8 protein-coding genes and 2 pseudogenes are annotated in these 12,652 nt (G+C 72.8%); 6 read left to right on the forward strand and 4 right to left on the reverse strand.

What is annotated here, in order from left to right; genetic code table 11:
* Positions 1-190: 190 nt before the first annotated feature.
* Positions 191-1,978 carry a hypothetical protein gene (locus BU197_RS26720; RefSeq protein ID WP_188270871.1) on the reverse strand — a complete coding sequence of 596 codons (1,788 nt, stop codon included), beginning with the start codon at positions 1,976-1,978 and terminating at the stop codon, positions 191-193.
* A 342-nt stretch (positions 1,979-2,320) separates the two neighbouring features.
* On the opposite strand from BU197_RS26720, the pseudogene BU197_RS26725 reads away from it, so the two are divergent.
* Positions 2,321-2,695: pseudogene (locus tag BU197_RS26725) on the forward strand (VOC family protein); the annotation flags it as partial.
* A gap of 97 nt (positions 2,696-2,792) precedes the next feature.
* Here the strand turns inward: BU197_RS26725 and BU197_RS26730 are convergent.
* The 3 genes and pseudogenes from BU197_RS26730 to BU197_RS26740 all read right to left on the reverse strand — a co-directional run.
* Positions 2,793-4,256, reverse strand: coding sequence for a glucose/sorbosone family PQQ-dependent dehydrogenase (locus BU197_RS26730; protein ID WP_317452301.1), 1,464 nt, complete (start codon positions 4,254-4,256; stop codon positions 2,793-2,795).
* 322 nt (positions 4,257-4,578) lie between these two features.
* A complete protein-coding gene (locus tag BU197_RS26735) occupies positions 4,579-5,622 on the reverse strand; it encodes an acyl-CoA dehydrogenase family protein (RefSeq protein WP_188270873.1) in 1,044 nt (347 codons plus the stop codon).
* Positions 5,622-6,740 (reverse strand): annotated as a pseudogene (locus BU197_RS26740) (acyl-CoA dehydrogenase family protein); the annotation flags it as partial. The pseudogene BU197_RS26740 and the gene BU197_RS26735, both read right to left, overlap by 1 nt.
* Positions 6,741-7,054: 314 nt before the next feature.
* Between BU197_RS26740 and BU197_RS26745 the strand changes: the two are divergent.
* From BU197_RS26745 to BU197_RS26765, 5 genes are all read left to right on the forward strand, one after another.
* The gene (locus BU197_RS26745; protein ID WP_188270874.1) at positions 7,055-8,191 is read left to right on the forward strand and encodes an acyl-CoA dehydrogenase family protein; all 1,137 of its coding nucleotides are present in this window, start codon (positions 7,055-7,057) and stop codon (positions 8,189-8,191) included.
* The gene (locus BU197_RS26750) at positions 8,188-9,009 is read left to right on the forward strand and encodes an SDR family oxidoreductase (RefSeq protein WP_188270875.1); all 822 of its coding nucleotides are present in this window, start codon (positions 8,188-8,190) and stop codon (positions 9,007-9,009) included. The genes BU197_RS26745 and BU197_RS26750 overlap by 4 nt, the downstream gene beginning before the upstream one ends.
* 51 nt (positions 9,010-9,060) lie before the next feature.
* Complete coding sequence (locus BU197_RS26755) at positions 9,061-9,723, forward strand: TetR/AcrR family transcriptional regulator (protein ID WP_188270876.1); 663 nt, start codon at positions 9,061-9,063, stop codon at positions 9,721-9,723.
* Between the two features lie 22 nt (positions 9,724-9,745).
* On the forward strand, positions 9,746-10,903 hold the full coding sequence (locus tag BU197_RS26760; RefSeq protein WP_188270877.1) for an acetyl-CoA C-acetyltransferase: 1,158 nt from the start codon (positions 9,746-9,748) through the stop codon (positions 10,901-10,903).
* Between the two features lie 253 nt (positions 10,904-11,156).
* Positions 11,157-12,652 (forward strand): DEAD/DEAH box helicase (locus BU197_RS26765; protein WP_188270878.1); only part of this gene is annotated, 1,496 nt, incomplete at its 3' end.

Genomic DNA, 12,652 nt, shown 5'->3' on the forward strand with positions numbered 1-12,652 from the left:
TTGGCTGGTTGCGGCACTGGCCACGACCACGGGAAGCGGCCTTGCCGCGTGGATCACGTCGCGGTGAAGGCACCGCCGGAGTGCGGGTTGGATGACCCGAAGGTCCCTTGCCCGTCGCCATCCGGCATCGGGCAGCGGTAGCCCGACCTTGGCGGCGACCGCGCCGGGGCCGCCGCCCGCCCCGGCGGTGTCAGCTGTCCGACCGGCTGGCCCCGTGGACCCGCAGGTCGCCGTTGACCACGACCTGTCCGTCGTTCGTGTGCACGATCCATGCGTTGCCGCCGCGTACCGACAGATGCGCGTTGGCGTTGACCTTGCCCCGGAAGCTGGACTCCCCGAAGACGCGCAGGATGCCCTTGGCGGTGAGGTCCCCAGTGACGACCGACTGGCCGGCGTGCACCTCGCCCTCGGCGTCGAGACGCCCGTGGACGATCAGGCGCGGCGGGCCGTCCTGGGTCTCCAGGATGTCGGGGACGGTCAGCCCGCCCTGGAGGGTGAGCCGTTCCTTGACCCGGGCCCGGTCGGTGGTCAGGTCGTTCAGGTCGGCCGTGGCGGCGGCTACGGTGCCCCACTGGCGGCTGCCCGCGCCCTGGAAGACGTTGAGTCCGGCGGCCGGGAACTCGATCCAGCCGTCACTGGCCGAAGGCCCCTGGACCCACTTGGTGTTGACGCCGTTCAGGTCCGCCTTGTCGGCGGAGACATCGCCCCAGGTCTGGGTGCCGTCCTTGCGGATGTTCACCCCGGACTGCGGGAACTCGATCCAGCCCTTGCCGCCGTCGACGTCGCCCACCCACGGGGTGTTGACGCCGTTCACCCGGACGCGGTCCGCCGTGACGGTGCCGAGGGCGCTGCCGGAGCCGTGGCCGACGGTGATCCCGTCGGACGGGAAGCGGATCCAGCCGCCGTCCCCGTCCCGCCCGCGCAGCACCGCAGCGATCACGGCCTCCGCGTCCACCGTCCCGGCGGACAGGGTGCCCGCTCCCTGGTTGCGGTCGAGGACCTGGGCCCCCTGGCCGGTGAGGGCGATCCGGCCCGGCTGGGCGGTGCCCTGGACCCAGGGGGTGTGGACCCCGGTGGTCGCGGTGACGGTCTCCACCCGGGCGTCGGCGGCGGATACGGTGCCGGGCGCCTGGTTCTGGTCGAGGATCGTGGCGCCCTGGTCGGTGAAGGTGATCCGGCCGTGCTGGACGGTGCCCTCGGCCCAGGGGGTGTGGAGGCCGTTGGTCGCGGTCACGGCCTCGAACTCGGGGGTGCGCAGATGCACGGTGGTGGTGAGGAAGTACCCCGGCTGCTGACCGGCCTTGGGGGTGGCGATCAGGGTGTAGGTGGCGTCCCGCCTGGGTGCGTCGCCCGGGTTCGGCGACCAGGTCCACTCCGTGCCCTGGCCCTGGACGGGATGGAGCCCCCCGTCCGCGTCCTGGATGCGGTAGTCGAGGTTTTCGGGGCCGTCCCAGCGCAGGACGACGTTCTCCGTCGCGGCGAGCAGGGTCCGCTCGGCGCGGAAGTTGCGCGGCACCTTCGGCGCCCGCTTCAGGACGCTCAGCGTGACGCGGTACTCGTGCCACTTGGTGCCCGCCGTGGAGACCTCCTTCAGGGAGAGCCGGGACAGGCCCTCCGCCGGGGAGACGGGGAAGTCGTTCAGCTCCACGACCAGGCTCTCGCCCCGGTCGACGAGGAGCACGGCGCTGGTCTCCAGGGTGAAGGTCGCCGTCGCCGGGTCCCAGTGGGACGTGAGGAGGTGCGCGTCCTGCCAGGTGTTCCGGCTGAGCCGGGCCTTGATCCTGCCGGGGTCGACGGTCAGGGCCCCCTCGCCGGCGCCGTAGGGCACCACCACCTTGAGGGAACGGAACTCCACGAATCCGTCACCCGGGTTGGAGACGACGATGTGGACCGTGCCGGGAGACTCCTCGTTCTTTCCCGCTCCGGACACCTGGAGTTGCCCGGGATCGGTCAGTAGTTCGTACTGCAAATTGGCCATCGCCGTGTCCCCTCGTCGGTCCGGCGGGCGCTCTCCCCCCATGGGCGCCGTCCCCGCCGCCCCCAGCACTGTCCCGCCGAAGACCCCGAGAACCCCGATGTGCCGTGAACGGCGCGAATCCACGAGGCCTTGGCCGATTCACCGACACATGCGGGCATCGAGGACGTCTCGCGCGGGAAGCGGGAAGCGGGAAGCGGTGCGCATTGCGCGGTGTGTGGTGCGCGGCACGCGGAGCGCGTGGCCGTGGGAGCGGGCCCCCGGTCTGTCTCTCCCCCCCCCAGGCGTGGGACGAGGGCGCGAAACGACTGGCCTCCAGGCGCCGGTGCCGTGAATCATGGGCGTATGACCTCTCTCGTACGTCACGTCACGATCGACTGCGCCGACGCCTACGCGCTCGCCTCCTTCTGGGCGCAGGTCCTGGACGCCGAGATCTCCGCCGACGATCAGCCCGGGGACGAGGAGGTGGTTCTCGACTCGCCCGGTGCGAACCTGCTCTTCATCCAGGTTCCCGAGCCCAAGGCGGCCAAGAACCGCGTCCATCTGGACCTTCAGCCGCAGGACCGCACCCGCGACGAGGAGGTCGAGCGGCTGCTCAAGCTCGGCGCCACCCTCCTCGACGACCGCCGCAACCCGGACGGAACCGGTTGGGCGACCCTGGGAGACCTGGAGGGTAACGAATTTTGCGTCGAGCGCAGCCGGGCGGAGCGCGTCGCCGTCTGACGGACGCTCCACCCGGAGCCCGCACGACGTGCCCGCCCCTGTCCGTCGGGGGCGGGCACGCTTGGTCGGTGCGCTTGGTCGGTGCGGTGTGCGGTTACCGCTGGACGCGGAACGTCAGGATGGCTCCCGGGTTCGTCAGTTTCGTCGTCGGGGCTCCGGTGTGCACGTCGCGGACCAGGCCCGCGCTGTCCGTCGCCACGTAGACCGTCATGCCGTCAGGGGACAGCGCGATGGCCCGGTAGCGGTTCTGGGAGGTCCAGAGGCGCTCCGGGTTTCCGACGTTCCGCCCGTTGGGTGTCACCTTGAGCCGGTGGACGCTGCCGTCCTTGAGCGTGGTGACGAGCAGGGAGTCCTTCCAGCCGGGGACGCCGTCCTTGGCGTAGTAGGTCAGGCTGGAGGGCGCCACCGTCGGGTAGCAGATGAAGTACAGCCCGCCCTCGGCGCACTTCGGGTTCCGGAAGTCGTAGCCGTTGTCGACCGTGGTGCCGAGGGTGCTGATGGGCGGGACGAACGCGCCCTTCCAGTCGGTCTCCTTCTGCTGCGGCACCGACGGCGGGATGTCGATGTCGTCGTAGGTGAGGTCCTTGCAGGGCGTGGGCTTCGAAGCCGACCAGTTCGCGTACGTGTACGCCTTGTCGTCGCGCCAGCCGGCCACGTACGGCCAGCCGTAGTTGTGGCCCTTGGTGATGACGTTGACCTCGTCGTCCGTCTTCGGACCCTGGTCGGTCTGGTAGAGCGTGCCCCTGGGGGAGAAGTCCAGGCCCTGGCTGTTGCGATGACCGTACGAGATGATGTGGCTGCGCACGCCGTTGATGGCCGGGTTGTCGCCGGGGATGGACCCGTCGAGGTTCATCCGCAGGATCTTGCCCTGGTACGTGGCGTACCAGGCGTGCCGGTTCACCTCGTCCTGGGTGGGCAGCCGCTGGGCCCAGTTCGGGTTGCAGGCGTGCGCGAGCTGGTTGGCGCCCTGGTCGCCGATCGTGTAGTACAGCTTGTCGTCGTGGCCCATCCGTATGCGGGCCGACTGGTGGTCGGTGCCGGAAGGCAGGCCGGACAGGATCTCCTGCGGGCTGCCGAGGGTGTGCTTTCCCGAGTCGAGCGTGTAGCGGACGATCCGCAGGCGCCGGGTCTCGCCGGTGACGGCGGCAGGCGTGTCGGTCATATATGTGTACGACACGTACACATGGGTGGCCGCGTGCGCGCCGTTACCTCCGCCCATCTGGTGGAAGGCCAGGCCCAGCAGTCCGTCCTGGCCGCCCTCGGAGTGGTGCGCCTTGCCCGTCAGGTCGAGCGCGGTCGTCTTCGCTCCGGTCGCCGGGTCGATGCGTATGACTTTCAGACCGCTCTTCTCGGTGGTCCACAGGTGCCCGTCGGGGCCCCACAGAAGCTCGTAGGGGTCGTGGAGGCCGGTCGTGAGCACGCCCTTCGTGAAATCGGGACCGGTCCTGGGCGGGGAGGGGTCGGGGGCACCGCCCGCCGTCGCCGGGACGCTGGTGGCCAGGGTGACGCCCAGGGCCAGTGCGGAGACCGCGACGAGCGCGGGGGATCGATACTTCACGGCAGTCGCCTTTCAGCAGGGGACGCTTGTACCGCCGAGAAGAAACGTCCGACACGCCCACCGGCGCCGCAAACGGTGCGTGCCCGGACGGTCGCGTGTGGCGAACGGAAACCACTGGTCAAGGCCGCCCTGCCGCCCGTGGGGCCGGGGCCCGCGCCGGGTCCCCGGTGTCCCCGGAACGGCCGCTCCCGCTCCTCCGGAAGAGTGAGGGCCGGAGATCGCGAAGGGCGAGTGCCGGGGATGGACCGCGCGCCCGCCACGCCTGCCCGCCCTGCGCGTCCTCCCTGTGCGCCCGCCCCGCCCGAGCCGCCCCCCCCGGGACTCACGGTCCCGTGTCCGGATACCCCTCCAGTACGGTCCTCCGGCACGACGCCGGGTCCCCCCACGCGTCCCGGAGCGGGCGGGCCTTGCGGAGCCACCAGGACAGGTCCAGTTCCTCCGTGTAGCCGATCGCGCCGTGGATCTGGAGGGCCGTACGGGCCGCCGCGTACCCCGCCTCGCCCGCCGCGACCTTCGCCGCCGCCAGCTCCCCGTCCACGGCGGGACCACCCCCGCCCTCCTCCGCTTCCGCCAGTGCCGCCGCCGCCCCGAACAGCAGCGGGCGGGCGAATTCCAGGGACAGCAAGGTGTCGGCCAGGCGGTGCTTCACCGCCTGGAACGAGCCGATCGGGGCGCCGAACTGACTCCGGATCAAGGCGTACTCCACCGTACGGTCGAGCAGGGCGAGGCCCACCCCCAGGGACTGCGCCGCCGTCGCCAGCATCGCCCATCGCCGGGCACGGTGGGCCGCCGCCGTCACCGACGGGCCCTCGGCCAGGAGCCTCCCGGTGGGTGTGGGGTGGGAGAGGTGGCGGGTGGGGTCGGTGGAGGGGAGGGACCTCTCGGGGGCGGGCGTGAGCAGCAGGGCCCGGTCCCGTACGACAAAGACGAGGTCGGCGCGGTCGGCGTCCAGGAGGCGGGGAGGCCGGGCCGTCCCGGGCGGGGCGAGCGAGAGCGTCGCCATGTGCCCGCCCGATGCCAGGGCCGGGAGCAGCCGTTTCCCCGGGCCCTCCTCGCCCCGGCGGGCCAGCCCGGCCAGGAGAGCCGCCGTCGCGACCGTCTCCACCACCGGACCCGGCACCACGTGACGGCCCAACTCGACGAATGCGTAAGCCAGTTCGACCGGGAGGGGGCCCGCGCCCTCGTACGCCTCCGGGACCGCGAGCGCGAACACCCCCGCCTCCGCCAGGCGGCCCCACAGCGCCCGTCCCGGCCCCGGATCGTCCCCCGCCCACGCGCGGGCCACCGCCGGGGTGTCCGACGCCGTCAGCATCGCGTCCAGGGAACGCGTGAACGCCCGCTGCTCCTCCGTCGGCAGGAAGGTCATCAGCGGCGTCCCTTCGGCAGGCCGAGCAGCCGTTCGGCGATGATGTCGCGCTGGATCTCGTTGGTCCCCGCGTAGAGCGGGCCCGCCAGCGCGAACACATAGCCCTCCGCCCACGGGCCGTCCGCCGACTCGGCGTCCCCGCCCAGGAGATCGAGCGCCGTCTCGTGCAGGGTGAGGTCGTACTCCGACCAGAAGACCTTGTTGAGGCTCGACTCGGCGCCCGCCGGGGCACCCGCCGCGAGCCGCTCCGCCGCCCCCGCCGTGAACAGCCGGTACGCCCGCGCCCCGATCACCGCGTCCGCCACCCGGTCCCGCAGCGCCGAGTCCGCCGGATCGCCCTCCGTGCGCCAGAGCCGTACGAGCCGATCGGCGGCGGCGAGGAAGCGGCCGGGGGAGCGGAGCATCAGCCCCCGCTCGTTGCCCGTCGTGGACATCGCGATCCGCCAGCCCTGCCCCGGCTCCCCGATGACGTCCTCGTCGGGGACGAACACCTCGTCGAGGAAGAGTTCGGCGAACGCCGGTTTCCCGTCGAGCCGCCCGATGGGCCGCACGGTCACCCCCGGCGCCCGCAGGTCGAACATCAGATACGTGAGCCCCCGGTGCGGCCGGTCGGCCGCCGGGTCGCTGCGGAAGATCCCGAACGCCCGGTCGGCGAAGGCCGCCCGGGACGACCACGTCTTCTGGCCGGAGAGCAGCCAGCCCCCGTCCACCCGGACCGCCCGGGAGGCGAGCGACGCCAGGTCGGATCCCGCCCCCGGCTCCGACCAGGCCTGCGCCCAGACCGTCTCCCCGGTCGCCATCGACGGCAGCACCCTGGCCCGCTGCTCCGGCGTCCCGTGGTCGAAGAGGGTCGGGGCGAGGAGCTGGACGCCGTTCTGCGAGACCCGGCCGGGCGCCCCCGCCGCCCAGTACTCCTCCTCGAAGACCAGCCACCGCGCGAGGTCCACGCCCCGGCCCCCGTACTCCTCCGGCCAGGAGACCACCGACCAGCGGGCCGCCGAGAGTTCGGCCTCCCAGACGCGATGGGCGGCGAAACCCTCGGCCGTTTCGAGGGAGGGGAGGGGGGAGGGCGGGACGTGGGCCCGCAGCCAAGAGCGGGCCTCCGCACGGAAGGCGTCCGCCGCCGTGGGGGGTTTGGCCGTTTGGGTGGGGGATCCGGTCGTTTTTGCGTGGGGCCCGGTTGTCTTCGTGCGGGGCTTGGTCGTCTCCGCGGGGGATCCGGTCGCCTCCGTGCCGGGCCCGGTCGTCTCCCCGTGAACCTCCCGCGTTCCTGCCCGTACCCCCCCTCCCTCCGCCCGCGACTCCCGCGCCCCCGCCCGTAACTCCCCTTCCCCCGCCCCGGGTTCCCCTTCGGTCCGTCCGTCCGGGAGATCCATCCGCACCCCACCCCCACCCGTTCCCTAGCAAGTGTTTGGTAGGTTAACGTACGCCCATGAGCAGCGTCGAGGAGTTCCGGGCGGAGATACGGAGCTGGCTGAAGACCCACCTCAGCGGCTCCTTCGCCGCCCTCAGGGGCCGGGGCGGACCCGGCCGCGAGCACGAGTCCTTCACCGAACGGCTCGCCTGGGAACGGCACATGGCCGAGCACGGCTGGACCTGTCTCGGCTGGCCGGAGGAGTACGGCGGCCGGGGCGCGACCATCGGGGAACAGATCGCCTTCCACGAGGAGTACGCCCTCGCCGACGCCCCCGCCCGCGTCAACCACATCGGCGAACAACTCCTCGGCCCCACCCTGATCGAGCACGGCACCGAGGAGCAGAAAGCCCGCTTCCTGCCCCCGGTCCGCGCCGTCCGCGAACTCTGGTGCCAGGGCTACAGCGAACCCGGCGCCGGTTCCGACCTCGCCGCCGTCCGCACCCGCGCCACCCTCGCCGACGGCCGCTGGACCGTCCACGGCCAGAAGATCTGGACCTCCCTCGCCCACCAGGCCCACTGGTGCTTCGTCCTCGCGAGGACCACCCCCGGCTCCCGGCGCCACACCGGCCTCTCCTACCTCCTCGTCCCCCTCGAACAGCCCGGCGTCGACATCCGGCCCATCGTCCAGCTCACCGGCACCAGCGAGTTCAACGAGGTCTTCTTCGACGGCGCCACCGCCGACGCCTCCCATGTCGTCGGCGCCCCCGGCGACGGCTGGCGGATCGCCATGGCGACCCTCGGCTACGAGCGCGGCGCCTCCACCCTCGGCCAGCAGGTCGGCTTCCGCCGCGAACTCCACGCCCTCGTCGCCCTCGCCCGCCGCAACGGCGCCGCCGACGACCCCGGCATCCGCGACCGGCTCGTCCGCGCCTGGGCCGGACTCGAAGCCCTGCGCGCCGGAGCCCTCCGCGGCACCGACCCCTCCGCCGCCAAACTCCTCTGGTCCCACTGGCACCGCGACCTCGGCGAACTCGCCGTGGACGTGTGCGGACCCGCCGCCACCCTCGCCGTCTCCGCCCCCTACGAACTGGACGACTGGCAGCGCCTGTTCCTCTTCTCCCGCGCCGACACCGTCTACGCCGGATCCAGCGAGATCCAGCGGAACATCATCGCCGAGCGGGTGCTCGGCCTCCCCAAGGAGCCGCGGCCATGACCCCCGGACAGCCCCCGCCCCCCGGCACCCCCAGGCAGCCCCCGCCCCCCTACACCACCGGTCACGGCCTCCTCGCCGGACGCACCGCCGTCGTCACCGCCGCCGCCGGAGCGGGCATCGGCCGCGCCACCGCCCGCCGGCTCCTGGAGGAAGGCGCCCGCGTCCTCCTCGGCGACGCCCACACCCGGCGCCTCAAGGAGACGGAGACCGCCCTCGCCGCCGAGTTCGGTCCCGGGGCCGTCGCCGCCCAGCCCTGCGACGTCACCGACGAGACCCAGGTCCAAAGCCTCCTCGACACCGCCGTACGCCTCCACGGGCGCCTCGACGTCCTCGTCAACAACGCGGGTCTCGGCGGCACCGCCGACCTCGCCGACATGACCGACGAGCAGTGGAACCGCGTCCTCGACGTCACCCTCGGCGGCACCTTCCGCTGCACCCGCGCCGCCCTCCGCCGCTACCGCGCATCCGGCACCGGAGGCGTCGTCGTCAACAACGCCTCCGTCGTCGGCTGGCGCGCCCAGACCGGACAGGCCCACTACGCCGCCGCCAAAGCCGGAGTCATGGCCCTCACCCGCTGCGCGGCCCTCGAAGCCGCCGCCTACGGCGTCCGCGTCAACGCGGTCTCCCCCTCCCTCGCCCTCCACCCCCACCTCGCCAAGGTCACCACCCCCGCACTCCTCGACGAACTCGCCGCCCGCGAGGCCTTCGGCCGCCCCGCCGAACCCTGGGAGGTCGCCAACGTCATCGTCTTCCTCGCCAGCGACTACTCCTCCTACATGACCGGCGAGTCGGTCTCCGTCAGCAGCCAGCACCCCTGACCCCGTGTCCGGCGAATCCTGCCCGGCCCGTGACGGGACCAGAATGGGGGCGTGCCGACGACCAAGAAGAAGAACCAGGTGAACGCCGCCGCGCCCGAGCGGCGCCGCGAGCTCCTCGACACGGCGGCCGAGGTCTTCGCCGCCCAGGGCTACAACGCCACCACCGTCCGCAAGATCGCGGACGCCGCCGGGATGCTCGCCGGCAGCCTCTACTACCACTTCGACTCCAAGGAGTCGATGCTCGACGAGATCCTCTCCACCTTCCTGAACGAACTCTGGGAGGGGTACGACACCGTCCTCGCCGCCGGGCTCGGCCCCCGCGAGACCATCGAAGCCCTCGTCACCGAGTCCTTCCGGGAGATCGACCGGCACCGCGCCGCCGTCGCCATCTACCAGAAGGAATCCCGGCACCTCGTCGACCAGCCCCGCTTCCACTACCTCACCGACTCGCAGCGCAAGTTCAGAAGGGCCTGGCTCGGCACCCTGGAACGCGGTGTCGCCGCCGGGGCCTTCCGCGCCGACCTCGATGTCCGCCTCACCTACCGGTTCGTCCGCGACACCGTCTGGGTCGCCGCCTCCTGGTACCGGCCCGGCGGACGGCACAGCCCCGAGGAGATCGCCCGCCAGTACCTGTCCATGGTCCTGGACGGGATCGCCGTACGCGCCCAGGACCTGCCCGACAGGTCCCCGCACGATCCGGAAGACACGGCCTAGCCACCACCCCGAGGAGCCCGCCATGCCCGAGGCCTACATCGTCGAAGCGGTCCGCACGCCCGTCGGACGCCGGGGCGGCGGTCTCTCCGCCGTCCACCCGGCCGACCTCGGCGCCCACGCCCTCAAGGCCCTCGTCGCCCGCGCGGGCATCGACCCGGCCGCCGTCGACGACGTCGTCCTCGGCTGCCTCGACACCGTCGGACCCCAGGCGGGCGACATCGCGAGGACCGCCTGGCTCGCCGCCGGACTCCCCGAGGAGGTCCCCGGCGTCACCGTCGACCGTCAGTGCGGTTCCTCCCAGCAGGCCGTCCACTTCGCCGCCCAGGCCGTCCTCTCCGGCACCCAGGACCTCGTCGTCGCCGGGGGCGTCCAGAACATGTCGATGATCCCCATCGCCTTCGCCTCCCGGCAGGCAGCCGACCCCCTCGGCCTCACCGGCGGCCCCTTCCACGGCAGCGAGGGCTGGCGCGCCCGGTACGGGGACGCGCCCGTCAACCAGTTCCACGGCGCCGAGCTGATCGCCGAGCGGTGGCGGATCACCCGAGACGACCAGGAGGAGTACGCCCTCCGCTCGCACCGGCGGGCCCTGCGCGCGCTCGACGAGGGCCGCTTCGCCCGCGAGACCGTCCCCTACGGGCAGGTCACCGCCGACGAGGGCCCCCGCAGGGACACCAGCGCCGAGAAGATGGCCGCACTGCGGCCCGTCGTCGAGGGCGGCACCATCACCGCCGCCTGCTCCTCCCAGGTCTCCGACGGAGCCGCCGCCCTCCTCCTGGCGAGCGAGCGGGCCGTACGGGACCACGGACTGACCCCCCGGGCCCGCGTCCACCACCTCTCCGCACGCGGCGAGGACCCCATCCGGATGCTCTCCGCGCCCATCCCGGCCACCGCCCACGCCCTGAAGAAGACCGGTCTGACCCTCGACGACATCGACCTCGTCGAGATCAACGAGGCCTTCGCGCCGGTCGTCCTCGCCTGGATCGAGGAGACCGGCGCCGACCCCGCCCGGGTCAACGTCAACGGCGGCGCGATCGCCCTCGGCCACCCGCTCGGCGCGACCGGCGCCCGCCTGATGACCACCCTCCTCCACGAACTGGAACGCACCGGCGGACGGTACGGCCTCCAGACCATGTGCGAGGGCGGCGGACAGGCCAATGTGACGATCATCGAACGGCTCTGAGCCCGCCCGGCCGGTCTCGATCATGCTCCAGGCCCCCCGCTCACTGTGAAGTCGCCCACGTCGCACGGTTCTGGTCAGGCCTGATCCGTCCGGGCATCAGGCGGGCGGGGCGGGAAGCTCCCGAGGCGCACTATTGTTCCGGTAGAGAGACGTCCGGGGCTCGTGTCACGTGTTCCGGGTAAGAGCAGCCGGGGCCCGCATCGCGCAGGTGCGGGCCCCCGCTGTGCCGCGAGCACCGGCCAGAAAGGCACGCATGACCCGCTCCGAGCGCACCCACAAGCGCAGCCCCCGCACCGACCGGGCGAAGTCCACGTCCCAGCCGAAGGCCTCCCGTGGCGGCAGGCGCCCCACCGCGCCCCCGCCGCCCAGCGAGTTCACCCCACCGGAGACGGTGACGCCCGCGCTCCCCGCGGTGGCCTCCTTCGCCGACCTCGACATGCCCGAGGCGCTGCTGCGGACCCTGGGCGAGCAGGGGGTCACGGAGCCGTTCCCGATCCAGGCGGCGACCCTGCCGAACTCGCTCGCGGGGCGGGACGTGCTCGGCCGGGGCCGTACCGGCTCCGGCAAGACCCTCGCCTTCGGGCTCGCGCTCCTCGGCCGCACGGCGGGCCGCCGCGCCGAGCCGACCGCGCCCCTCGCGCTGGTCCTGGTGCCCACCCGTGAGCTGGCCCAGCAGGTCACCGACGCCCTCACCCCGTACGCGAGCGCGCTGCGGCTGCGGATCACCACCGTCGTCGGCGGCATGTCGATCACCCGCCAGTCCTCCTCGCTGCGGCGCGGCGCCGAGGTCCTGATCGCCACCCCCGGCCGGCTCCACGACCTGATCGAGCGCGGCGACTGCCGTCTCGACCAGGTCGCCGTGACCGTCCTGGACGAGGCCGACCAGATGGCCGACATGGGCTTCCTGCCGCAGGTCACGAAGCTCCTGAAGCAGGTCGAGCCGGGCGGGCAGCGGCTGCTGTTCTCGGCCACCCTGGACCGGAACATCGACAAGCTGGTCAAGATGTTCCTGGACGACCCGGTGGTGCACTCGGTCGACCCGTCGGCCGGTGCCGTCACCACCATGGAACACCACGTCCTGTACGTGATGGACGAGACCGACAAGAAGGCCGTCACGCTGCGGATCGCCGCCCGCGACGGCCGGACGATCCTCTTCCTGGACACCAAGCGGTCCGTGGACCGGCTGGTCAAGCGGCTCCTCGCCAACGGCGTACGGGCCTCCGGGCTGCACGGCGGCCGTTCGCAGCCGCAGCGCAACCGGACCCTGGACCAGTTCAAGAACGGCCAGGTCACCGCGCTCGTCGCGACGAACGTGGCGGCCCGGGGCATCCACGTCGACGACCTCGACATGGTCGTCAACGTCGACCCGCCCATGGACCACAAGGACTATCTGCACCGGGGCGGCCGTACGGCCCGCGCGGGCGAGTCCGGCAGCGTCTTCACGCTGGTGCTGCCCGAGCAGAAGCGCGACATGGGCCGCCTGATGTCCAACGCGGGCATCAGCCCCCGGACCGCGCAGATCAAGTCCAGCGACGAGCAGCTCACCGAGCTGACCGGCGCGCGGGAGCCCTCGGGCATCCCGGTCGTCATCGAGACCCCGCAGCCGACCCCGCCGCGCAAGCCCGCGGGTCAGGGCGGCGGCACCGGCGGCTCCGGCAACCGTCGCCGTCGCCGTCCCGCCACCGGGTCCACCGCCGCTTCCGGCACGCCCACGGGCCGGGGCTCCGGCTCCACCGGCGGCGCGGGCCG

This window comes from Streptomyces sp. CBMA291 (assembly GCF_014596525.1).
Taxonomy (GTDB): domain Bacteria; phylum Actinomycetota; class Actinomycetes; order Streptomycetales; family Streptomycetaceae; genus Streptomyces.

What these genes read in the sequence shown, in the direction of transcription:
- BU197_RS26750 (WP_188270875.1), top strand. Translation starts at nt 8,188, where the DNA reads ATGACCCCCGGACAGCCCCCGCCCCCCGGCACCCCCAGGCAGCCCCCG.
- BU197_RS26720 (WP_188270871.1), bottom strand. Translation starts at nt 1,978, where the DNA reads ATGGCCAATTTGCAGTACGAACTACTGACCGATCCCGGGCAACTCCAG.
- BU197_RS26745 (WP_188270874.1), top strand. Translation starts at nt 7,055, where the DNA reads ATGAGCAGCGTCGAGGAGTTCCGGGCGGAGATACGGAGCTGGCTGAAG.
- BU197_RS26735 (WP_188270873.1), bottom strand. Translation starts at nt 5,622, where the DNA reads ATGACCTTCCTGCCGACGGAGGAGCAGCGGGCGTTCACGCGTTCCCTG.
- BU197_RS26760 (WP_188270877.1), top strand. Translation starts at nt 9,746, where the DNA reads ATGCCCGAGGCCTACATCGTCGAAGCGGTCCGCACGCCCGTCGGACGC.